This is a genomic window from Phenylobacterium sp. P4_E10, assembly GCF_056401675.1.
In genome coordinates this window covers 310,883-331,277 of record NZ_JBFUIW010000001.1, presented here as the reverse complement: position 1 = coordinate 331,277, position 20,395 = coordinate 310,883, and the positions used below count along the sequence as shown (strand labels likewise).

Below are 20,395 nucleotides of genomic sequence, written 5' to 3'. Positions count from 1 at the left end.
ACCCCCTCAAGTGACGTTGCGTTGCGATATGCTGACGAACATCGCGCACCCTCACCCTTCCCGAGTCTGGCGACGCCAGAGCGCGGCGTACTCGCCGCCCTTCTCAAGCAGTTCGGCGTGACGGCCTTGCTCGACGATGCGGCCGCGGCGCAGGACGATGATCAGGTCGGCGTCGACGACCGTCGACAGGCGGTGGGCGATGACCAGGGTGGTGCGTCCCGCACGCACCTTGCGCAGGGTCTCCTGGATGGCCGCCTCGGTGGGACCATCCAGAGCGCTGGTGGCCTCGTCGAGCACCAGCACACGCGGAACTGCCAGCAGGGCCCGGGCGATGCCCACCCGCTGGCGCTCGCCGCCGGAAAGCTTCAGTCCCCGCTCGCCGACGCGGGTCGCCATGCCGTCCGGCAGGCTGTCGATAAACCCGCCCAGCTCCGCCGCCTCGGCGGCGGCGCGGATGTCCTGGGCGCTGGCGTCGGGTCGGGCGAAGGCGATGTTAGCGGCGATGGTGTCGTTGAATAGCGCCACATCCTGCGGGACCAGCGCCACAGCCTGGCGCAGAGCAGCCTGCTTGACGTTGCGCAGATCGACGCCGTCGAGGGTGATGCGGCCACCCTGGGGATCGATCAGGCGTAGGGCCAGGCGGATGGCGGTGGTCTTGCCGGCGCCCGAAGGCCCGACCAGCGCCACCGTCGCGCCGGGCGCGGCGCGGAAACTGACGTCGATCAGCCCGGTCGAGCGCGCGTCGTGGCGGAAGTCGACCTGGTCGAAGACGATCTCGGCCCCCTGCCCGGTCGCCGGCGGCAGGGCGCGGGCGTCCGGCGCATCGACGATGTCCGGCTTCACCGCCATCAGTTGGACCATCTGCTCCATGTCGATGAAGGCCTGGCGGATCTCGCGGTAGTTGAAGCCCAGCATGTTGAGCGGGCCGTAGATGCCGATCAGCAGCAGGATGGCCATGGTCACGTCGCCGATGCGCATACGGCCTTCCAGCACCTCGTGGCCGGCCATGACGGTCATCAGGGCCAAGCCGAGGTTCAGCACCAGGGCCTGGATGGCGTTGAGCATGGCCAGCGAGGCGTTGGCGCGAACGCCGGCCCGGACATAGTCGGCCATGGCGTCCTCGTAGCGGCCGACCGTGCGCTCCTCAGACCCGAAGGTCTTGACCGTCTCGTAGTTCAGCAGGGCGTCCACAGAGAGACCCGCCGTGCGGCTGTCGGCCTCGTTGAGCTCGCGCCGGTGGGCCAGGCGCCAGTCGGTGATCCGGAAGGTCAGCACCGCATAGAGGACGATGGTCACGAAGGCGGTGGCGGCGAAGCGCCAATCGAGCCGCACCGCCATGACCGTCATGGCCATGACCAGCTCGATGGCCGTGGGGCCAAGGTTGAAGACCACGCTGCGCATCAGGAAGTCGGTGGAGCGGGCGCCACGGTCGATGACCCGCGACAGGCTGCCGGTCTGCTTGCCCTGGTGATAGTCGAGGCCCAGAGCCAGGGCGTGGGCGAAGGTCTCGGTCGCGGCCTTGGCCATGGTTGATTGGGCGACCACGGTGAAGATCATGTCCCGTAGGTTCGGCGCGCAGGCGGCCACGAGGCGCAGACCGGCGAAGGCCATGGCCAGCATCAGGAAATCGAAGCCGATCGAGGCGGCCTGACCGCCGCCTGGGGCCAACCGGTTGATCGCCTCGCCGAGCGCCACCGGCGCCCCGACGCCGGCCAGCTTGCCGGCGAACACCAGGGCGAGCGAGGCGGCGATCCGCCAACGCAGGCCCGGCGCGCCCGAGCGCATGACCAGTTGCGCCAGGTCGGCCATCGAGCGCCAGAAGTCGAACTTCGCGGTAGCGGGAGCGATCGCCCCCGGGGTGGCCATATGCCTGGCGGCGTGAGCTGGCGTCACTTGAGCAGGATGGTCGACTGCGCGCCGCCGCCGGGCGTCATCCAGTCGATCCGCAGTCCGGCGTCGACGTTGGAAGCTCGGAACGGACCGCTCGACAGCGGCGGGGCCGGGGTCGCATCGACGATCACGGGGTTTTCGGTGGCGTCGCCGAACACGTCTATCTGCCGCCGTCCGGCGACCAGCGGCTGCTGGGTCATAGAAAGCGCGTAGCGGCCCTTGGAGTCCGCCTTGCCCTCGGCGAACTTGCGCCCGTCCACGAGGATGGAGAGCGCAGTCCCGGCCGGGGCGCGCCCGGAGATCACCGCCCCGCCCTCACGATCGAAATCGACGGCGTCGACGCCGTTCTTGCCGGACCGGGCCACGCGCAGCGCTCCGGCTCCGGCGCGCAGCAGCACCGGCTCGCCCGCCGGAGTCAGCAGCAGATAGCCCTCGCTCTGGATCAGGCGACCGGCCAGGGTCGAGGACAGCCCGAAGATCCGCGCCTTCGTCGAGGCCGGGAGCTCCAGGGCCCAATCGCCCTTGGCGCCCGCCTCAGCGTATTGCGCCTCGCCCTCGGGGGTCGCCAGGCGCACCCGCGAGCCGGCCGGGGCCTGCCCGACAACCCGCACGCCTTGCGACGTCGGCTTGGTCGAAATCACCGCGGGCGGGGCCAGGTAGCCGGCGTCGCCCTGGCCGGGAAAGGCCTTGCCCGGAGCGGCGGCGGGCGCTTGGCCTTCGCCGCAGCCAACCAGCGACAGGATCAGCGGCAACGCCAACGATAGGGGATGGAACGGAACGGAGGCGCGACGCACGGCTTGCTTGAATCTCCATGGCCCAGGGCCTAGCTAGCTAATCGGTCTTTCCTGCCGCGGCTGCAAGCGCGCCGCGTTGATTCTCCTGGAGCTTCACCTGATGGGCGCCACGCCCGAACGCCTTGAGTCCGTCTGCGTCTTCTGCGGCTCGTCCGACGCGGCGGCTCCGGCCCTGCTGTCCAGCGCGGCCGAGCTGGGGCGCGTCCTGGCGCGCGAGCAATTGACCCTGATCTATGGCGGCGGCGGGGTCGGCCTGATGGGCGCCTGCGCAATCGCCGCGCACGAAGCCGGCGGCAAGGTGCTGGGCATCATTCCGCACTTCCTCAAGGAGCGCGAGCGGCGGCTGGACGTGGTCGACACCGTGGTCGTCGAGAGCATGCACGAACGCAAAATGATGATGTTCGAGCGCTCGGACGGGTTCGTCGTGCTGCCGGGCGGGATCGGCACCTTGGAGGAAGTGGTGGAACTGCTGTCGTGGCGGCGGCTGGATCTGCATGGCAAGCCGGTGGTGTTCTACAATCCAGATGGCTTCTGGGAGCCGCTGTTCAACCTGTTCCAGCACACTGTCGACCAGCACCTGACCCCGCAGAGCTTCATGCAGAGCTGGGTGGCGGTAGATCGCGTCGAGGACATCGTGCCGGCCCTGCGCAGCGGCGCGCCTGCCGGTCCGGACGCGGCTCCCGACGTCGCGCAGTTGGCCTAGGCCCCCCGCAACCGCTCCAGCAGGATCGTCTCGCCGTGATAGTCGGTGCGGGCGAACTCCTGGTAGCCGACCTTCTGCGCCACCCGCAGCGAGGCGGCGTTTTCGGGATTGATGATGCAGACGGTGCGGCCGCTGGCGAAGCGCGCGTCAGCCCAGGCCAGGGCGGCGCTCACCGCCTCGGTCGCATAGCCCTTGCCCTGCCCGGCAGGCGCCAGAACCCAGCCCATTTCCGGGGCGTCGCCCAGCGGTGGGGTCATCGGGCGCATGAAGTCCGCAAAGCCCAACTCGCCGACGAACCTTCCGGTGTCCTTCTCAGTGATGGCCCAGAAGCCGTAGTCCATCTCGTGCCAATGGCCGACGTAGCGCAGCAGTCGGGCCCAGACCTCGTCGCGGGCGAACGGCCGTCCGCCGATATAGCGGGTGACGTCGGCATCGCCCCACATGGTGGCGCAATCGTCCAGGTCCGCCTTGGTGTGGCCGCGCAGGATCAGGCGGTCGGTCTCGAGAACTGGCGCCGAACTCACTTGCGGGTCACCGTGTCGCGGAAGCCGTTGACGATGGGATAGCGGCGGTCGCGGCCGAAGGCGCGCGGGCCGATCTTCACGCCGGGCGCGGCTTGGCGGCGCTTGTACTCGGAGCTGTAGAGCAGCCGCTGCACCCGTTCGACCGTCTCGGGCGCATAGCCGCGGGCGACGATCTCGTCGAGGGTCGCCTCCTCCTCCACCAGCCCATGCAGGATGGCGTCGAGCTCGGCGTATTCAGGCAGGCTGTCCTGGTCCTTCTGGTCAGGACGCAGCTCCGCCGACGGGGCCTTGGTGAGGATGCGCTGCGGGATCGGATCGGCGGCGACGCCGAACGGATCGTTGGCGTTGCGCCATTCGCAGACCGCATAGACGTCGGTCTTGTAGACGTCCTTCAGCACGTTGTAGCCGCCGCACATGTCGCCGTAGAGGGTGGCGTAGCCGACCGCCATCTCCGACTTGTTGCCGGTGGTCAGCAGCATCAGGCCAAGCTTATTGGAGAGGCCCATCAGCGACAGGCCACGGATGCGGGCCTGGATGTTCTCCTCGGTCAGGTCCGGCGGGCGGTTCTCGAAGTGCGGCGTCAGCATCTGCGCGAAAGCGTCGACAGCCGGGGCGATGGCGATCTCGTCCAGGCGCACACCCAGCCGCCGGGCGCATCCGGCCGCGTCGTCGAGGCTTTCCTGGCTGGTGTAGCGCGACGGCAGCATGAAGCAGCGCACGCGCTCCGGGCCCAGCGCATCGGCCGCGACTACCGCGACGATGGCCGAGTCCACTCCGCCGGAAAGTCCAAGCAAAACACCGGGAAATCCGGACTTATTCACGTAGTCGCGCAAGCCCAGCACCATGGCTCGATAGACGTCTTCGGGGCCAACGGGCCAGTCGGCCATCGGCGCCTCAACGCAGGTCCAGCCGGAGGCGCCCTTCTCCCAGGTGGTGAGCGCGAAAGCCTCCTCGAACATCGGCAGGCGCATGGTCACCTCGCCGGCCGCCGAGAGAGCGAACGAGCCGCCGTCGAAGACCAGCTCGTCCTGGCCACCGACCTCGTTCACATAGAGCAGCGGCAGGCCGGTCTCGGCCACACGGGCCTTGGCCACGGCCATGCGCTCATCGTCGGCGGTGCGGCGGAACGGCGAGCCGTTCGGCACCAGCAGCAGCTCGGCGCCCTGCGCGCGCAGCGCGGCGCAGACGCCGTCCGACCAGATGTCCTCGCAGATCGGAACCCCGAGGCGCACGCCCTTCCATTCGAAGACGCTGGGCGCATCGCCCGGCTCGAACACCCGCTTCTCGTCGAACACGCCGTAATTGGGCAGGTCGCATTTCAGCGCGACGCCCTTGATCTCGCCGTCCGCGAGGAAGGCCAGGGCGTTGTGCGGCCGCTTCAGCGGATCGGCGTTGGGCCAGATGACCCCGACCAGGGCGGCGGGGCCGTCCTTGGTCTCCAGGGCCAGGCGCTCGACGGCCGCCTTGCCGCCCGCCCAGAAGGCCGGCTTCATCGCCAGATCCTCGGGCGGATAACCGTTGAGGAACAGCTCGGAGAAGACGGCGATGTCGGCGCCCGCGGCGCGGGCCTGGGCCAAGCGTTCGCGGGCGAGAGACTCGTTGTGGGCGATTGCGCCCACGGTCGGGTTGGCTTGGATGGCGGCGATGACGAGGCGAGTGGTCATGCCCGTCATGTAACCCCGACAAACGCGAACGGCCAGGGTTGAGCCCATGCCGATCAGCCACAACCAGCGCTATGGCGCACGTCGCTGGCGACCTGCGGCCCGTAGGCGACAGTTCCTGGCGACGAACGAGAAAAAAGGGCGATCCGTGAGGACCGCCCTTTGAAACTTAGTCGTCGCGATGAACGCGTTCGCGGCGCTCGTGCCGCTCTTGCGCCTCAAGGCTTAGCGTCGCAATCGGACGAGCCTCGAGCCGGGCGACCCCAATGGGCTCGCCGGTATCTTCGCAGTAGCCGTAGGAACCATCTTCAATCCGGCGCAGCGCTTCATCGATCTTGGAGATCAATTTGCGCTGGCGATCCCGGGTCCGCAGCTCAAGAGCCCGGTCGGTTTCCGACGTCGCCCGGTCAGCAAGATCCGGGTGATTTTCGGTCTCGGCCTGGAGATGGGCGAGGGTCTCGCGGGATTCCCGCAAGATGTCCTCTTTCCAGTTGAGCAGCTTTTGCTTGAAGTACTCAAGCTGCCGCTCGTTCATGAACTCCTCGTCCTCGGAAGGACGATACTCAGGCTTTTCCGCCAACATCGTGGCCGTGCTCATAGACGCCTCAAGCCCCCTTGGTACTTGCCTGGACAACGCGCCGGGCGCTTATACCAAATAGAAATCCGCTTTCAACGAACCTCGCTCTTCGTAGGCTATTACGCCGCACGATTCGCGCGTTCAAGCTTTGCGAGCTCCACGGCAGCACGGGTTTCAATCTCGTTCAATACACCTTCTAGGCGTTCGTCGTCCGTGCCGAGCCGCTCGTCCCGAATGGCCTGCTTCAGGCGCTCTAGATCGTCAGCCGAAAGTTCTCCCGAAAGGAGCCCGATTTTCACGTCTTCGAGAACGTCGAGAATGCGCCCTGCCCGGCCCACCGCGCGACGTTTGCGCTCCAGCGGCCCGCCGATGTCCTGAAGCGCCAAGAGCGCGTCCACGCTCATCACGCCGCTCACGCCGCTGGCGCGCGCCACCTGCGCCGCGCCCGCGGCCGCCGGCGCCTGTGCGATCTGGAAACCTTCCCCGCCGGCCGCCTTGGCCTTGCCGGGACCACCCGTCGAACCGACGCCGCTTGTTCCGCTGACCTTCATGAAAGGTCCTCTACCATGCTTCGTCCCGACTTTCCGCACCCATGCTTATGGTATGGTTAATGCCGGGCAAAAACTGCCGCCAGGCGCCTAGCGCGCAGGCGTTCAGACCGTAGATGCATTGAAATTGCTCACCTTTCAGACTGGCACGCGCATCGCATAGCCGCGAGAGAGTTCACTGCCTCTGTTTTGCGTCGGGGTCCCATGCGTCGATCGTTCCGTATCTTCAGCGCCGCGCTTCTCGCCGCAGCCATGGCCGCCGGGCCAAGCTTCGCCAAGTCACGCATCAAGGACATCGTCGAGTTCGAGGGCGTTCGCGACAACATGTTGGTCGGCTACGGCCTGGTGGTCGGTCTGAACGGCACCGGCGACAGCCTGCGCAACGCGCCCTTCACCCGCCAGAGCCTGGAAGCCATGCTCGAGCGGCTCGGCGTCAACACCCGCGACACCAACCTCAACACCAAGAATGTCGCCGCGGTGATGGTCACCGCTAGGCTTCCGGCCTTCGTCGCGGCCGGCTCGCCGATCGACGCCTCTGTCTCGGCCATGGGCGACGCCAAGAGCCTGCAGGGCGGCACCCTGCTGGTCACCCCGCTGCTCGGCGCCGACGGCCAGGCCTATGCGGTTAGCCAGGGCACAGTGCAGACCGGCTCGATCTCGGCCGGCGGTGCCTCGGGCTCCTCGGTGTCGAAGGGTGTTCCCACCGCCGGCCGGATCGCGGGCGGGGCGATCGTCGAACGCGAGATCGGCTTCCAGCTGGCCAATATGGGCGAGCTGCGCATGACCCTGCGCAACCCGGACTTCTCGACCGCCCGCAAGATCGCCGATGCGGTCAACACCCGCTTCCCTGGCTCGGCCCGGGCTGACAACCCGACCATCGTCACTCTGCGCTCGCCCGGCGGCCAGGACATGGTCTCGTTCATGGCGCAGGTCGAGAACCTGAGCGTCGAGACCGACAGTCCGGCCAAGGTGGTGATCGACGAGGTCGCCGGCGTGATCGTGATGGGCGAGAACGTCCGCATCTCCACGGTCGCTATCGCCCAGGGCAACCTGACCATCACCGTTCGCGAAAGCCCGGCGGTCAGCCAGCCGGCGCCGTTCAGCCGCGGCCAGACCGCCGTCGTCCCGCAGTCCGACGTCCAGGTGGACGAGGAGAAGGGCAGGAAGTTCATCACCCTTCGCGACGGGGCCTCGCTGTCGACCCTCGTGTCGGGTCTTAACGCTTTGGGCGTCACTCCGCGCGACATGATCTCCATCCTGCAGACGATCAAGGCCGCCGGCGCCCTGCAGGCCGACATCGAGGTGATGTAATGGATCTCGCACCCGCCTTCACGGTCCCGACCGTTGCGACACAGCCGCTGACCGCCGAGCAGCTGGCCAAGCGCGGCCAGATCGAAAAGACCGCCCAGGACTTCGAGTCCTCGTTCCTCTCGGTGATGCTGGGCCAGATGTTCAAGGATGTCGGCGCCGAGGCCCCGTTCAACGGCGGCGCCGGCGAGGAGGCGTTCAAGTCGTTCCTCAGCGACGCCATGGCCAAGCAGGTCTCCAAGACCGGGGGCATCGGGCTGTCCAGCCGCGTGACCGAGGAAATGCTGAAGCTTCAAGGTTTGAGTTAGGAGAGCAAGTCATGGCGATTTCCGCCACGGACGCGAACGACCGCGTTGAACAGCTGATCGTTCTGACCGAACGCCTGACCGAGCTGATCGCGCAAGAGGCCCAGGCATTCGAGCAGCGCCGCCCGCAGGATGCGGCCCTGAACATCGAAGAGACCTCGAAGCTCGCCAACATCTACCGACACGAGTCGGCCCGAGTGCGGGCCAATCCGGCGCTGGTGGCCAGCGCGCCGCTGCTGCAGCGTACCCGGCTGGTCCGCGCCACCGAGGCCTTTGACGCCGTCCTGGCCCGCCAGGGCCGCGCACTTGAGGCCGCCAAGACCGTTACCGAAGGTCTGGTGCGCGCCATCGCCGAGGAGGTCGCCTCAAAGCGCACCAGCGGTGCTGGCTATGGCGTCGGTGGCGCAGCGGCGCCGCCGCCCTCGGCCACTTCGATCACCTTGAACAAGCGGGCCTAAAGCCTCCTATTAGAATTAAACACTTGTTTGACCCCGCGTCATGGGCCTAGCCTGTAGGTGTCGTCGGGCTGTTCCGGCGATCGCGTTCTCAGGGCGGGGTGAAAGTCCCCACCGGCGGTGATGGCGGTCCTTCAGGACGGCACAAGCCCGCGGGCGCCTGGTGGTCGATAGGCCGTCAGGGACAGCAGATCCGGTGTGATTCCGGGGCCGACGGTTAGAGTCCGGTTATGAGAACCGCTGGCGACGGCCAGTCTTCGCGCCTGCTTTGGCGTGGGGAATCCCCTGGCCGGGGCTTAGCGTCTCCCTGAGTCGTGGTTTCAACCCACTCAGGGATCTGACCATGACCCAAACTGTCACCCACTTCGAAGTCCCCACCGCCAACGGCGCATTCCGCTTGGCCCGCATCGCCTTCGTCCAATCCGGCTGGCACAGCGAAATCGTCGACAATGCCTATCGGGGCTTCATCAAGGAGATCGAGGGCCTCGGCTTTTCCGAGAGCGCCATCGACCGCTTCGAGACCCCCGGCGCCTTCGAGATCCCGCTGCACGCCCAGACCCTGGCCAAGACCGGTCGATATGCCGCGATCGTCGCGGCCGGTTTCGTGGTCGACGGCGGCATCTACCGCCACGACTTCGTGGCGTCGACGGTGATCTCCGGCCTGATGCAGGTGCAACTGACCACCGAGGTGCCGGTATTCTCGGTGGTGCTGACACCCCACCACTTCCATGAGCACGACATCCACCAGTCGTTCTTCCGCGAGCACTTCCTGACCAAGGGCGCGGAAGCGGCCCAGGCCTGCGCCAAAACCCTGGCCAGCCTGGCCAAGCTGGCGGCGGCTGCGTGAGGCATGGGATGATGCAGGAAACCATCCCCATCCCGACCGGGTTCGAGCGACACTACCGCCACAGCCCGGTCACCGATCCGTGGGAGCCGATCTACAGCCGCAAGACCGAGGGCGCCGTCGTCCTCGGCCTGGTGGCCGAGGCGGCCCACACCAACAGCCGCGGCATGGTCCACGGCGGGCTGATCAGCGCGCTCGCGGACAACGCCATGGGGCTCTCCTGCGCCCGGCGCCTGGATGACGCGGTCAGCCTGGTGACGGTGAACCTGACCCTCGATTTCCTGGGTCCGGCCAGCATCGGCCAGTGGCTGGAGTTCGACACGGTGTTCGTGAAGCCCGGAAGCACCCTCGCCTTCGCCCAGGCGTTCGTCACCGCCGACGGACAGCCCTGCGCGCGCGCCAACGGGGTGTTCCGGGTCGTGCGAAAGGCCCAGTCGGTCGCAGCCTAGGTAATCAGGCGGCCTCGGGTTCGCCCGGGGCCGCCTAGCCCAGCGTCACCTCGCGCTGGACGCCGATCGCCCGCAGGAAGTCGCGGTCGTGGCTGACCACCAAGACCGCGCCGTCATAGCCGCGCAGGGCGTCCTCGACCGCGGCGATGGAGTCGAGGTCCAGGTGGTTGGTCGGCTCGTCCAGCACCAGCAGCTGCGGCGGCGAGGCCGACATCAGCACGCAGGCCATGGCGGCGCGCAACCGCTCGCCGCCGCTGAGCGCGGAGACCTGCTTCTCGGCGGCGGTGTTGCGGAACAGGAACCGGGCCAGGGCGGCGTGAGCGTCATTGCGGCTGGCGCTGGGATTGAGGCGCTGGAATGCCTCCACCAAGGTTTCGTCCGGCTCCAGCATGGCGGTCTTCTGATCGAGCAGCGCGGCCGAAGCGCCTCGGACCACTCGTCCGGCGGTCGGCTCGAGCTCACCCACGGCCAAGCGGATCAGGGTCGACTTGCCCGCCCCGTTGCGGCCGGTCACCGCCACGCGATCAGGCCCTGTCATCTTCAGTGAGACGGCCCCTAGGGCTGGGGCCGCCCCGGGATACGCGAAACCAACCTCCTCGAAGGCCAGCACCGTCTTGCCCGCCGCCAGGCCTGAGGGTGGCAACTCGAAGGCCAGTCGCCGAGTCTGCTCGACCCGCCCCTGGGCTTGAGCGAGGTCCGCCGCCGCCTCCTGGCGCAGCTTGGCCGCGACCTGCGACTGGCGCGCGCCGGTCAACTCGGCGCGCTCGGCCATCGCGCCCAGCAGGATCTTCGGCTCCGAGCGCTTGGCCGCAAAACGCTTGCCGGCCGCGTCGCGGCGGGCCTGCTTCTCCCGCGCAGCCTGGGCCTCGCGCTCGATCCGGGCGGCGTTGCGCTCCGCCTGGTCCAGCTCGCGGGAGGCGGCGGCCTCCTCTTGCGTCTTGCGCTCGGCGTAGAGGTCGAAGTTCCCGCCATAGACCTTAGCGCCCAGGCTGCTGAGCTCGACGATGCGGTCCATCTGGCGCAGCAGGCTGCGGTCGTGGCTGACCACCACGGCCCCGCCCTTCCAGCGCGCCAACACCTGGGCGATCAACTCGCGGGCTGCGGCGTCGAGATTATTGGTCGGCTCATCGAGCAACAGCACGTCCGGCTCCTGCGCCAGCAGGCCGGCCAGCGCCGCGCGGGTCGCCTCTCCGCCGCTCAACGCGGCGGCGGGACGCTGCGGGTCCAGGCCACTAAGCCCGACTTCCGCCAGCCCGGCCTCCAGCCGCGCCGGAAGGGTCCAATCTGCGTCGGCGAAATCATCCTCGCTGCCCTCCCCGGCCTCGACCCGCTCCAGCCGCGTCAAGCTGTCGGCTAGACCCAGCACCTGCGCCACGCTGGCGCCCGGCGGCGGGGCAAGGGCCTGGCGCAGCACGCCGACCCGGCCGCGCACGTGGACGGCCCCGGCGGCCGGCGGGAGTTCCCCCAGCATCAACCGGATCAGCGTGGTCTTGCCCACGCCGTTTCGCCCGACGAGGCCGGTGCGTTCGGCCCCGAAGGCGAGAGTCAGATTGTCGAAGAGGACGCGGCCGTCAGGCGTCTTTGCGGAGAGGCCGTCGAGCGTGATGAAGGCGGACATGGAAAACCGTGGACTGGTTGACGTTCGGGACGAGTTGGCTGTCCGTCGCGATGTCCATGTCTAGCGCCTCCAAATTGGTGAGCCGCCGATATAGGACCTGGTCCAGCGCTTCGCAAATCGCGGTTTTCGGACGCGGCGCTGCCGTCCCGCTTGCGAACCGGCCCCACAGTGCGGATTTGAAAGCAAGAGCCGGAGTTTCAGCGCTCAGCAGGAGGCCTATCCCATCGCTCCACGATGGAGATCTGAGATGCAGACCGCATTCGACACCGAGCCCTCCCGCTGGGCGGCCATCAGGGCCCGGGACCGCGCCGCGGACGGCGCGTTCTTCTATTCCGTGCGCACCACCGGGGTGTACTGCCGCCCGTCCTGCGCGGCCCGCCCGGCGCGACCGGAGAACATCGCCTTCCACGCCAGCACCGCCGCGGCGCGAGCCGCCGGCTTCCGGGCCTGCAAGCGCTGCAAGCCCGATCTGCCGCCGCTGGCCGAGCGCAACGCCGCCGCCGTCGCCGCGGTCTGCCGCCTGATCGACGCGGCCGAGGACGCCCCGAGCCTGGAGGACATGGCCGCAACGGCCGGGCTGAGCACGTTCTACTTCCACCGGGTGTTCAAGTCGGTCACGGGTCTGACCCCGAAGGCCTATGTCGATGCGCGCCGGGCCGAGCGGGTCCGTCAGGCCCTGGGCGAGGCCGAAACCGTCACCGAGGCGATCTACGACGCCGGCTTCAACTCCGGCAGCCGCTTCTACGAGAAGTCGGCCCAGGTGCTGGGCATGAGCCCCACCCGCTTCCGGGCGGGCGGCGAGAAGGCCACGATCCGCTTCGCTATCGGCCAGTGCTCGATGGGCGCCATCCTGGTGGCGGCGACCGAGCAAGGGGTCTGCGCCATCCTGCTGGGGGACGATCCGCAGGTCCTGGTGCAGGATCTCCAGGACCGTTTCGACCGGGCTGAACTGGTGGGCGGCGACGCCGGGTTCGAGGCGCTGGTGTCCAAGGTCGTGGGCTTCGTCGAGCAGCCGCGCCTGGGACTCGACCTGCCGCTGGACGTGCGCGGCACCGCTTTCCAGCAACGGGTCTGGCAGGCTCTACGCGAAATCCCGGCCGGGGAGACTGCCAGCTACGCCGACGTGGCGCAGGCGATCGGCAAGCCCTCGGCAGTGCGCGCCGTGGCCCAGGCCTGCGCCGCCAACGCCCTGGCCGTGGCGATCCCCTGCCACCGGGTGGTGCGCAACGACGGCGCTCTGTCTGGCTACCGCTGGGGCGTCGAGCGCAAGCAGGCCCTGCTCGAGCGCGAGGCGGCGGCATGAGCGCTGCGGCCCTCCAACCCCGCGCCGGCGAAGGGCGCCTGGCGTCCTTCGACTGGCCGGAGGTCGAGCGCGACCTCGAAGCCCAGGGCTCGGCGATGCTGACCGGGCTGCTGACCCCGCAGGAGTGCGAGGCGATCGTCGGCCTCTATCCCCGCGAGGACGGCTTCCGCAGCCGGGTGGTGATGAGCCGCCACGGCTTCGGACGGGGCGAGTACAAGTACTTCGCCTATCCCCTGCCCGGCCTGGTCGCGGGCATGCGCACGGCGCTCTATCCGCGCCTGGTCCCGATCGCCAACCGCTGGAACGAGCAGATGGGGATCGGCGTGCGCTATCCCACCGAGCACGCGGCGTTCCTGCAGCGCTGCCATGAAGCGGGCCAGCTTCGCCCGACGCCGCTGCTGCTGCAGTACGGTCCAGGCGACTACAACTGCCTGCACCAGGACCTCTACGGCGAGCATGTCTTCCCGCTGCAAGTCGCCGTGCTGCTGTCCGAGCCGGGCCGCGACTTCACCGGCGGCGAGTTCGTGCTGACCGAGCAGCGGCCGCGGATGCAGTCGCGCGTCGAGGTCGCACCCTTGCGGCAGGGCGATGGCCTGATCTTCGCCGTCCATCACCGCCCGGTGCGTGGGACCCGCGGCAGCTATCGGGTCAACATGCGCCATGGCGTCAGCCAGCTGCGCTCGGGCGCTCGCCATACCCTCGGCGTCATCTTTCACGACGCGCTCTAAACTCCACCAACTCAGGAAATCTCCATGTCCTTTGTAGTCACCGGCCTGCCGGTCGAGACCTTTCGCCCTCTGTTTGGCCTGTCGGACGACGATCTGGCCGCCCGCGGCATCGTCCGCCACACCGCCACGACGCCGATCGGCTTTCCTTGCCGGATCACCCTGCGCGACGCCGAGGTCGGCCAGACCCTGCTGCTGCTGAACTACGAGCACCAGTCCGCCGACACGCCCTATCGCTCGCGCCACGCCATCTTCGTCAACGAGGCCGCCCAGGAGACCGCCCACCTGGTCGACGAAATTCCCCAATGCCTTGCGGTGCGTCCGGCGATCGCGCTGCGCGCCTTCGACGCCGACGGCATGATGACCGCCGCGGAGATTGCGCCCGGCGCGGAGCTCGCCCCGATCATCGAACGCCTGCTGGCCCAGCCAAACGCCGCCTATCTGCATGCCCACAACGCAGGCAGGGGCTGTTTCGCGGCGCGCATCGATCGAGCCTGAGGCTTGCGCGACCTCCCCGAATGCTGAAGGTTCGCCGGCAGTCATTCGGGGAGAGGCGTTCGTGTTCAAGTTTGGTCTTCCGCTCGCGGCCTTGCTGGCGAGCGCCGCGCCGGTTCTCGCCCAGCCGCCCAAGGTGAAGCCCGAAGTTCGGATCCTGCACGAGAACCTGATCGTGCTGGACACCCACTTCGACACCCCGGCCAATCAGGCCGTCCCGACCTTCGACATCCGCAAGCGCAACAGCGTCGAAGACGGCAGCCAGGTCGACTATCCGCGCATGGTCGACGGCGGGGTCGATGGCGGCTTCTTCGCAGTGTTCACGCCGCAGGGCGCCAATACGCCGGAGGGCAATCGCGCCGCGCGCGACCACGCCCTGCTGCGGACCATGGTGATCCATGAAATGGCCGCCCGGAACGCCGACCTTTTCACCCTGGCGACCAAGGCCGATGAGGCTGCGGCGATCTCGGCGTCCGGCAAGCGCTTCGTCTATATCAGCATGGAAAACGGCTCGCCGGTGGCCAGCGACCTGACCTTGATGAACACCTTCTACGACATGGGCGTTCGGATGATGAGCCCGGTCCATTTCGCCAACAACGACCTGGCCGACTCCGCGACCGACCCTAAGGGTCCGATCCATGGCGGACTCTCGCCGCTCGGCAAGCAGTTCGTCGCCGAGGCCAACCGACTGGGCATACTGCTGGACGCCAGCCACGCCGCCGACACCGTGCTCGACCAGATGCTCGACCAATCGACGGCCCCGATCATCCTGTCCCACTCCGGCGTACGGGCGATCTACAACCACCCGCGCAACGTATCCGACGAACTGCTGCGCAAGCTGGCCGCCAAGGGCGGGGTCATCCAGATCAACGCGTTCTCGAACTACATGAAGGACATCCCCGAGAACCCCGAGCGCCGCGCCGCGCTGATCGACCTGACCAAGACCTATGGCCAGGCTCGCGATGTGACCCCGGACAAGCGCGAGGCCTATCGCGCCGCCCGCAAGGCCATCGACGACAAGTATCCCGTTCCCCGCGCCAACATGGACGACCTGATGGCGCACATCCTCCACGCGGCCAAGGTCGCAGGGAAGGACCATGTCGGCGTCTCCGGGGACTTCGACGGCGGCGGCGGCATCGAGGGCTTCGAGGACATCACCTACTTCCCGGCCCTGACTGAGCGGCTGGTGGCGGCTGGCTGGACCAAGCAGGAGTTGGCCGGGTTCTGGGGCGGCAACGCGCTGCGCGCGCTCAGGCAGGCGGACGCGCTGAAAGCCAAATAGCCCTGCTTGCCTGACGCGGCGGCGGCAGGCGCAGGCTTCGCGATCCAACCTCGCGGAGCCTGCCATGTACGAGCATCTCGACATTCGCATCGACGGCGACGTCGCCTGGGCGACCATGAACCGCCCCGAGCGGCTGAACGCCCTGAACCGCAAGCTGATCGAGGAACTTCGCGACTTCTTCGTCGGGCTCTACTGGCGGCGGGACGTGCGGGTGGTGGTGCTGTCGGGAGCTGGTGGCGCCTTCTGCGCCGGCCTCGACCTCAAGGAGCGCAACACCAGCGCACCAGGGACCCGCTCGGTCGGGTCCAGCCTGACCGGCCAGCGCCAGATCAGCGAAATCGTCATCGCCATGCGCCGCTGTCCGCAGCCGATCATCGCCTGCGTGGACGGCGCGGCCAGCGGCGGCGGCTTCGCTCTGGCTCTGGCCTCGGACGTACGGATCGCCACCCCGCGGACGCGAATGAACGCCGCCTTCATCCGCATCGGCCTGTCGGCCTGCGACATCGGGGTCAGCTACTTCCTGCCGCGCATGGTCGGGTCGTCGGTGGCGGCCGAGTACATGCTGACCGGCCGATTCATCGACGCCGAGCGAGCCTATCAACTGGGGCTGGTCAGCCGCGTGGTCGCCCCTGAGGCGGTAGGACCGGAAGCCCAAGCCTTCGCGACCGACATGCTGCACGCCACGCCGCTTGGCCTGCGCCTGACCAAGGAAGCGCTGAACCACGCCATCGACGCGCAGGGGCTGGAAGCGGTCATCGCCATGGAAGACCGCAACCAGATTCTGACCAGCCTCGACGGCGACTTCGGCGAAGGCGTCGCCGCCTTTCTTGAAAAGCGCCCGCCACGCTACGAGCGCCGCGAGGGCTAGGCGATCGGCTGTTCGAACATCAGCTGACCGACGAACCGCGCCGGCGGCGAGCCGAACGACAGCACCTTGTCGTGGTAGCGCTTGGCGGTGAAGTCTGCGCCCCAGCGCTTCTCGGCCTCGCGGCGCAGGGCGTGGTGCTCCTGCCAGCCGACGAAGTAGGTCGGCAGCTGGGCTGAGCTGACCTGGGCCCGGACCCACTTGCCGGCCGCCTCGCGCTCCTGCTGGAAGGCCTGGACGGTCATCAGCTTCATGGCCTCGTCGCGGGTCATGCCGTCGACATGGACGCCCTGGTCGAGCAGCGCGTTGGCGATCACCCGCAGGTGCAGCTTGAGGTGCGCCAGCAGATAGAGCGGGTCGCGGTCGAGGTAGCCAGCTTCGGCCATGATGTCCTGGGCGTAGACCGCCCAGCCCTCGACGAACGAGCCTGAAAACAGCACCGAGCGGAGCACCGAGGGATAGCGATTCGAGTGGGCGAGCTGCAGGTAGTGGCCCGGCATCGCCTCGTGGATCGTCACCTCCTGCATGCCGTAGACGTTGTATTCACGCAGGAAGGAGTCCGCCTGGGCGTCGGTCCAGTCGTCTGGGATCGGCGAGATCTTGTAGAAGGTGCTCTGGCCCTTATCGAGTGGCCCGGGCGGGTCGCAATAGGCCACCGCCACCCCGCGCTGGAACTCCGGCGTCAGGATGATCTTCACTGGATCGTCGGGCACGGTGACCAGGTTCTTGGCGCGCACGAAGTCGGTGGTCTGCTTCAGCTGCCGCTCGGCTTCCTCGACCAGGCCATTGCGCGGCGGCTTCTTGGCGTAGGCCAGCTCCAGCGCCGCCTCGATCACCTTCTGCTGCTGCTCGGGGGTCGGGTTGGCCGGAGCTTCCGGCGCCCCGGGCCGGCCGCTCACCACGCCGCGGGCGATGCCGTACATCTCGGCACGGATGCCGGTCAGGGCTTCCAGCGCCTTGGTCTTGATCTCGGCGCGGCTCAGCGGCGAGTTCAGCGCAAAGGCCAGCTTCTGGTCGTAGTTCTTGGCGCCGATGCGGAAGTCGCCGGCGGCGTTGGGGACCAGCTGTTTCTCCAGCCAGGCCTGATGTTCGTCGATGGCGCGCATGAGGCCAGCGGCGGCGGCGTCGAGCCGGGCGCGCTCGGCCCCGCTCAGCGCGCCGGCCTCCGCGGTCACCTGGGCGACCAGCGAGTGCAGGCCTTTGTTCTGCCCAACCATGGTCTCGGCGTGCACCTTAGGCACCCGAGCCGGCTGCAGCTCCTTGCGGCTCTGAGCCAACAGGGCCGGCAGCTTCTCCATCCGGGCGGTGGCCGAGCGCAGGCGCTCAGGCATCGGCGCGAACTCGCGCGACATCAGGGTGTTCAGCGCGCTGCCGGCGATATTGGAATAGACCAGCGGGTCCCACGCCCAGTCCTGAAGCACTTCGTCGGTCCAGATTTGGCCGCGGACCTGGTTCTCCAGGATCCGGGAGTCGACTTGATTGGCGCGCGACAGATTGGCGTGCGGGATCGCCTCCAGCGCCTTCAGGACTTCGCGGTTCAACTTGATCCGGGCGGCGCGGCCGGCGGCGCTGACGTCGTCTAACTCGGCGTCGTAGCGGTGGTCGCCGATGCTGGTGGCGAACACCGGGCTCTGCTTCAGCGAACCCTCCAGCCAGTCCTTGGAGGCCTTGGCGAAGGCGGCGTCCTCAGGCGAGCCGCCCGCCTGGGCGGCGGCCAGATCGAAGGGAACGAGCGCCGCCAGGCTGGCGGCGGCGAGCAGGTGTCGGCGGGAAAGGTTCAAGAGCAGCCCCTCGGTAAAGTCAGGACCTACACTTACGCCCGCCACGGCGCCGCTGAAAGCGGCGCGCGACCAAACCGTCGGACGTCTAGACGCAGACCACGCCCGACCTGGCGTCGGTGTAGGCCCCGTTCGCATAGGCCAGTTCGCCGTTGACCAGCACGGCCTCCACGCCTCGGGCGTCACGGACGTAACGCATCCCTTCGCCGGGCATGTCGAACACCGGCCGTTCCTCGGCCCGGTCAATGCGGTCGGGATCGAAGATCACGATGTCGGCGGCCTGGCCCGGCTCCAGGCGGCCGCGGCCCTTCAGGCCCCAGATGTCGGCGGTCTCGGCGGTGATCTTGCGCACCGCCTGCTCCAGGCTCAGGTGGCCGCTCTTGCGGACGAACTCGCTGAACAGGTAGCCGGTGTCGCCGTAGGTCGAGAACGACGAGATATGCGCCCCGCCGTCGCTGGCGCCGATATGGACCAGCGGATGGGCCAGCATCGGCCCGATGCGGGCGGTGTCCTCGTGCCCCATGTCGGCGGCCAGCAACGCGACGTCCAGGCCGTGCTCCAGCGAGATGTTGATCAGGGCCAGGGCCGGGACCTCGCCGCGCTCGGCGGCGATCTCACCCAGGGTCCGCCCGACCATTTCGGCCGGCGCGGCGTCGCCCCCGCGGACGATCAGCCCGCCCATCATCTTCTGGCCGCCGTCGGGGCCGAGGTCCTCGACCATCCTGGCGACGGTTTCCGGGTCTTTGAGCGCGTGTAGCCGCGCCTCCAGCGGCTGGCGGAGCACCCGCACCCAGCGCGGCAGCCGTGCGAAGAACAGGCTGGGCCGCAGCAGCGAGAGGCTGATGTCGATCGGCCGGGTCTGCATCTGCGGCCAGACCCGCGCGCCGCGGGCGAACTGCTCCTCCACCCTCGCCAGGATGCGCGGGGCGTTCTTCGGCGTAGAGGTGTTGTCGAACACCGGCGAGAACGTGGTCGGAATGGCGTGCTTCAGCGACAGCTCGGCGAGCTGATCGACCCGGGCGATGGTGATGTCGACGTCGTAGAACTCCGGCACGCACTGGAGCATGCGGCCGAACTCGCCCAGCACCGCCGACAGCGCGTCGAGCTCGGCGAAATCGGCGAAGCGGCTGGGCACCGGACGGCCCTGCTCGTCCAGGTCCACGAAGCTGGTGCTGAGCCCGATCGCCCCGGCCTGCAGGCACTCGCGCAGGACCTCCTGCATCGCCGTCACCTCAGCGGGTGTCGCGGTGCGCTGCTGGGCCGCCTCGCCCATGACCCACAGGCGGATGACGCTGTGGCCGACCAGCGGCGCCACATTGATCGAGAGCTTGGCCGAGATGGCGTCGCGATATCCGGCGAAGTCTTCCCAGTTCCAGTCGAATGCCTGGGTGAAGGCCTCGGGCGGCATCTCCTCGATCTGCTGGAACATTCCGACCACCTTGGGCCGGTCGGCGGTTCTGATCGGAGCCAGCGACAGCGAGCAGTTGCCTGGCACAATGCAGGTGACGCCGTGCTCCAGGGCCGGGCGCGCGGCCCCGTCCCACAGCAGCTGGACGTCGAAATGGGTGTGCGGGTCGATGAAGCCCGGCGCCACGACGTGGCCGCCGGCGTCGATCACGCGCCTGCCCTCGCCCTTCACCGCGCCCACCGCTGCGATCAGGCCGTCCTTCACGGCCACATCGCCATGGAAGCCCTTCTCGCCGGACCCATCGACCACGAACCCGTTACGCACGATTACGTCGAACATGAGCGGTCTCCCTCACAGCAGCTTGCGCCAGGACTGCCCGGCAAGTTCATCAAGGTGCGCCGCCCCGCAGGCGGCCATCAGCTCCAGGCCCTTTTCGGCCTCCAGCACCACCACCCCCTCGCTGCCGCCCGGATAGCGCAGACGAAGGACCAGCTCGGCCGAACCGTCGTGGCCGGCGGCGATCTCGGCCCCGGCGATCACGGCCTCCTCGCTCATCGGCGCGGCGGCTCCACGAACACCACGTCGCTGCCGAGGATCAGCCCGGCCGGCTTGCGCATGGCGAAGATGTGCAGGTTCCAACTGCGGATCTTGTCGACCGCGGTCTCCAGCGGCTCGCCCGGCATGGCGCGGGCGGCGAGATCCTCGACGGTCTCAGCCGAAGCGGGCGTCACGAAGCGCCGCTGACTGGACAGTTCCATGGGCTTCCTCCGGCTTATTTTCGGAGAGCCTGGGCGGGCCTCCGCCGCGTAAGTCGAGGAGAATTTTCGCCGCCCTGCTGACAACGCTGCTGACAGGTTTGTGCG

General features: G+C 68.4%; 22 protein-coding genes and 1 riboswitch. Of the genes, 11 read left to right on the top strand and 11 right to left on the bottom strand.

Going from position 1 to position 20,395, the window contains the following annotated elements:
• Positions 1-51: 51 nt before the first annotated feature.
• Together AC1DQJ_RS01660 and AC1DQJ_RS01655 are read right to left on the bottom strand one after the other, a co-directional pair.
• A complete protein-coding gene (locus AC1DQJ_RS01660; protein ID WP_477599737.1) occupies positions 52-1,866 on the bottom strand; it encodes an ABCB family ABC transporter ATP-binding protein/permease in 1,815 nt (604 codons plus the stop codon).
• A 23-nt stretch (positions 1,867-1,889) separates the two neighbouring features.
• The gene (locus tag AC1DQJ_RS01655) at positions 1,890-2,684 is read right to left on the bottom strand and encodes a hypothetical protein (RefSeq protein ID WP_477599607.1); all 795 of its coding nucleotides are present in this window, start codon (positions 2,682-2,684) and stop codon (positions 1,890-1,892) included.
• 100 nt (positions 2,685-2,784) lie between these two features.
• Here AC1DQJ_RS01655 and AC1DQJ_RS01650 point away from each other — a divergent pair, with 100 nt between their 5' ends.
• Positions 2,785-3,387 carry an LOG family protein gene (locus AC1DQJ_RS01650; protein WP_477599605.1) on the top strand — a complete coding sequence of 201 codons (603 nt, stop codon included), beginning with the start codon at positions 2,785-2,787 and terminating at the stop codon, positions 3,385-3,387.
• Here the strand turns inward: AC1DQJ_RS01650 and AC1DQJ_RS01645 are convergent.
• The 4 genes from AC1DQJ_RS01645 to fliX all read right to left on the bottom strand — a co-directional run bounded on the left by AC1DQJ_RS01645 (position 3,384) and on the right by fliX (position 6,700).
• Positions 3,384-3,911 carry a GNAT family N-acetyltransferase gene (locus AC1DQJ_RS01645; protein WP_477599603.1) on the bottom strand — a complete coding sequence of 176 codons (528 nt, stop codon included), beginning with the start codon at positions 3,909-3,911 and terminating at the stop codon, positions 3,384-3,386. The two genes, AC1DQJ_RS01650 and AC1DQJ_RS01645, sit on opposite strands and share 4 nt — an antisense overlap.
• Positions 3,908-5,575 (bottom strand): NAD+ synthase, encoded by a 1,668-nt coding sequence (locus AC1DQJ_RS01640; RefSeq protein WP_477599601.1) that lies wholly within the window; start codon positions 5,573-5,575, stop codon positions 3,908-3,910. Before AC1DQJ_RS01640 ends, AC1DQJ_RS01645 begins: the two co-directional genes overlap by 4 nt.
• A 166-nt stretch (positions 5,576-5,741) precedes the next feature.
• Complete coding sequence (dksA, locus tag AC1DQJ_RS01635; protein WP_183769634.1) at positions 5,742-6,170, bottom strand: RNA polymerase-binding protein DksA; 429 nt, start codon at positions 6,168-6,170, stop codon at positions 5,742-5,744.
• A 98-nt stretch (positions 6,171-6,268) separates the two neighbouring features.
• Positions 6,269-6,700: a flagellar assembly regulator FliX gene (gene fliX / locus AC1DQJ_RS01630; protein WP_477599599.1), complete on the bottom strand. Its 432-nt coding sequence runs from the start codon at positions 6,698-6,700 to the stop codon at positions 6,269-6,271.
• Between the two features lie 201 nt (positions 6,701-6,901).
• Here fliX and AC1DQJ_RS01625 point away from each other — a divergent pair, with 201 nt between their 5' ends.
• From AC1DQJ_RS01625 to AC1DQJ_RS01605, 5 genes are all read left to right on the top strand, one after another.
• Positions 6,902-8,008, top strand: a complete 1,107-nt coding sequence (locus AC1DQJ_RS01625; RefSeq protein ID WP_477599597.1) for a flagellar basal body P-ring protein FlgI — start codon at positions 6,902-6,904, stop codon at positions 8,006-8,008.
• Positions 8,008-8,313 carry a rod-binding protein gene (locus AC1DQJ_RS01620; RefSeq protein WP_477599595.1) on the top strand — a complete coding sequence of 102 codons (306 nt, stop codon included), beginning with the start codon at positions 8,008-8,010 and terminating at the stop codon, positions 8,311-8,313. The genes AC1DQJ_RS01625 and AC1DQJ_RS01620 overlap by 1 nt, the downstream gene beginning before the upstream one ends.
• Before the next feature lie 11 nt (positions 8,314-8,324).
• Positions 8,325-8,768, top strand: a complete 444-nt coding sequence (locus tag AC1DQJ_RS01615) for a flagellar basal body protein (protein WP_477599593.1) — start codon at positions 8,325-8,327, stop codon at positions 8,766-8,768.
• Positions 8,769-8,848: 80 nt separating this feature from the next.
• Positions 8,849-9,008, top strand: a riboswitch (FMN riboswitch).
• Positions 9,009-9,108: 100 nt separating this feature from the next.
• Positions 9,109-9,612 carry a 6,7-dimethyl-8-ribityllumazine synthase gene (locus tag AC1DQJ_RS01610; RefSeq protein ID WP_477599591.1) on the top strand — a complete coding sequence of 168 codons (504 nt, stop codon included), beginning with the start codon at positions 9,109-9,111 and terminating at the stop codon, positions 9,610-9,612.
• Positions 9,613-9,620: 8 nt separating this feature from the next.
• Positions 9,621-10,058 (top strand): PaaI family thioesterase, encoded by a 438-nt coding sequence (locus tag AC1DQJ_RS01605; protein WP_477599589.1) that lies wholly within the window; start codon positions 9,621-9,623, stop codon positions 10,056-10,058.
• A 34-nt stretch (positions 10,059-10,092) separates the two neighbouring features.
• Here AC1DQJ_RS01605 and AC1DQJ_RS01600 read toward each other — a convergent pair whose 3' ends face one another.
• The gene (locus AC1DQJ_RS01600) at positions 10,093-11,676 is read right to left on the bottom strand and encodes an ABC-F family ATP-binding cassette domain-containing protein (RefSeq protein ID WP_477599587.1); all 1,584 of its coding nucleotides are present in this window, start codon (positions 11,674-11,676) and stop codon (positions 10,093-10,095) included.
• A gap of 247 nt (positions 11,677-11,923) precedes the next feature.
• Between AC1DQJ_RS01600 and ada the strand changes: the two genes are divergently transcribed.
• The 5 genes from ada (at position 11,924) to AC1DQJ_RS01575 (ending at position 16,349) form a co-directional block, all read left to right on the top strand.
• Entirely contained in the window at positions 11,924-12,979 is a 1,056-nt protein-coding gene (ada, locus tag AC1DQJ_RS01595) for a bifunctional DNA-binding transcriptional regulator/O6-methylguanine-DNA methyltransferase Ada (protein WP_477599585.1), read from the top strand.
• Positions 12,976-13,707, top strand: a complete 732-nt coding sequence (locus AC1DQJ_RS01590) for a 2OG-Fe(II) oxygenase (protein ID WP_477599583.1) — start codon at positions 12,976-12,978, stop codon at positions 13,705-13,707. The genes ada and AC1DQJ_RS01590 overlap by 4 nt, the downstream gene beginning before the upstream one ends.
• Positions 13,708-13,731: 24 nt before the next feature.
• The gene (locus AC1DQJ_RS01585) at positions 13,732-14,202 is read left to right on the top strand and encodes a DUF1203 domain-containing protein (protein WP_477599581.1); all 471 of its coding nucleotides are present in this window, start codon (positions 13,732-13,734) and stop codon (positions 14,200-14,202) included.
• Positions 14,203-14,263: 61 nt separating this feature from the next.
• A complete protein-coding gene (locus AC1DQJ_RS01580; RefSeq protein ID WP_477599579.1) occupies positions 14,264-15,481 on the top strand; it encodes a dipeptidase in 1,218 nt (405 codons plus the stop codon).
• 64 nt (positions 15,482-15,545) lie between these two features.
• On the top strand, positions 15,546-16,349 hold the full coding sequence (locus AC1DQJ_RS01575) for an enoyl-CoA hydratase/isomerase family protein (RefSeq protein ID WP_477599577.1): 804 nt from the start codon (positions 15,546-15,548) through the stop codon (positions 16,347-16,349).
• Here AC1DQJ_RS01575 and AC1DQJ_RS01570 read toward each other — a convergent pair.
• The 4 genes from AC1DQJ_RS01570 to AC1DQJ_RS01555 all read right to left on the bottom strand — a co-directional run bounded on the left by AC1DQJ_RS01570 (position 16,346) and on the right by AC1DQJ_RS01555 (position 20,290).
• Positions 16,346-18,127 (bottom strand): DUF885 domain-containing protein, encoded by a 1,782-nt coding sequence (locus AC1DQJ_RS01570; RefSeq protein WP_477599575.1) that lies wholly within the window; start codon positions 18,125-18,127, stop codon positions 16,346-16,348. The two genes, AC1DQJ_RS01575 and AC1DQJ_RS01570, sit on opposite strands and share 4 nt — an antisense overlap.
• Positions 18,128-18,212: 85 nt before the next feature.
• On the bottom strand, positions 18,213-19,871 hold the full coding sequence (locus AC1DQJ_RS01565) for an N-acyl-D-amino-acid deacylase family protein (RefSeq protein ID WP_477599573.1): 1,659 nt from the start codon (positions 19,869-19,871) through the stop codon (positions 18,213-18,215).
• A gap of 12 nt (positions 19,872-19,883) precedes the next feature.
• On the bottom strand, positions 19,884-20,087 hold the full coding sequence (locus AC1DQJ_RS01560) for a hypothetical protein (RefSeq protein WP_477599571.1): 204 nt from the start codon (positions 20,085-20,087) through the stop codon (positions 19,884-19,886).
• The gene (locus tag AC1DQJ_RS01555) at positions 20,084-20,290 is read right to left on the bottom strand and encodes a hypothetical protein (protein ID WP_477599569.1); all 207 of its coding nucleotides are present in this window, start codon (positions 20,288-20,290) and stop codon (positions 20,084-20,086) included. The genes AC1DQJ_RS01560 and AC1DQJ_RS01555 overlap by 4 nt, the downstream gene beginning before the upstream one ends.
• Positions 20,291-20,395: the final 105 nt, after the last annotated feature.

Bases quoted from the DNA above. Each gene is read 5' to 3' on its own strand.
- AC1DQJ_RS01590 (WP_477599583.1), top strand. From the start codon at position 12,976: ATGAGCGCTGCGGCCCTCCAACCCCGCGCCGGCGAAGGGCGCCTGGCG.
- AC1DQJ_RS01555 (WP_477599569.1), bottom strand. From the start codon at position 20,290: ATGGAACTGTCCAGTCAGCGGCGCTTCGTGACGCCCGCTTCGGCTGAG.
- AC1DQJ_RS01565 (WP_477599573.1), bottom strand. From the start codon at position 19,871: ATGTTCGACGTAATCGTGCGTAACGGGTTCGTGGTCGATGGGTCCGGC.
- AC1DQJ_RS01575 (WP_477599577.1), top strand. From the start codon at position 15,546: ATGTACGAGCATCTCGACATTCGCATCGACGGCGACGTCGCCTGGGCG.
- AC1DQJ_RS01620 (WP_477599595.1), top strand. From the start codon at position 8,008: ATGGATCTCGCACCCGCCTTCACGGTCCCGACCGTTGCGACACAGCCG.
- AC1DQJ_RS01600 (WP_477599587.1), bottom strand. From the start codon at position 11,676: ATGTCCGCCTTCATCACGCTCGACGGCCTCTCCGCAAAGACGCCTGAC.
- AC1DQJ_RS01610 (WP_477599591.1), top strand. From the start codon at position 9,109: ATGACCCAAACTGTCACCCACTTCGAAGTCCCCACCGCCAACGGCGCA.
- ada (WP_477599585.1), top strand. From the start codon at position 11,924: ATGCAGACCGCATTCGACACCGAGCCCTCCCGCTGGGCGGCCATCAGG.
- AC1DQJ_RS01640 (WP_477599601.1), bottom strand. From the start codon at position 5,575: ATGACCACTCGCCTCGTCATCGCCGCCATCCAAGCCAACCCGACCGTG.
- dksA (WP_183769634.1), bottom strand. From the start codon at position 6,170: ATGAGCACGGCCACGATGTTGGCGGAAAAGCCTGAGTATCGTCCTTCC.
- AC1DQJ_RS01615 (WP_477599593.1), top strand. From the start codon at position 8,325: ATGGCGATTTCCGCCACGGACGCGAACGACCGCGTTGAACAGCTGATC.
- fliX (WP_477599599.1), bottom strand. From the start codon at position 6,700: ATGAAGGTCAGCGGAACAAGCGGCGTCGGTTCGACGGGTGGTCCCGGC.
- AC1DQJ_RS01585 (WP_477599581.1), top strand. From the start codon at position 13,732: ATGTCCTTTGTAGTCACCGGCCTGCCGGTCGAGACCTTTCGCCCTCTG.
- AC1DQJ_RS01660 (WP_477599737.1), bottom strand. From the start codon at position 1,866: ATGGCCACCCCGGGGGCGATCGCTCCCGCTACCGCGAAGTTCGACTTC.
- AC1DQJ_RS01650 (WP_477599605.1), top strand. From the start codon at position 2,785: ATGGGCGCCACGCCCGAACGCCTTGAGTCCGTCTGCGTCTTCTGCGGC.
- AC1DQJ_RS01625 (WP_477599597.1), top strand. From the start codon at position 6,902: ATGCGTCGATCGTTCCGTATCTTCAGCGCCGCGCTTCTCGCCGCAGCC.
- AC1DQJ_RS01560 (WP_477599571.1), bottom strand. From the start codon at position 20,087: ATGAGCGAGGAGGCCGTGATCGCCGGGGCCGAGATCGCCGCCGGCCAC.
- AC1DQJ_RS01605 (WP_477599589.1), top strand. From the start codon at position 9,621: ATGATGCAGGAAACCATCCCCATCCCGACCGGGTTCGAGCGACACTAC.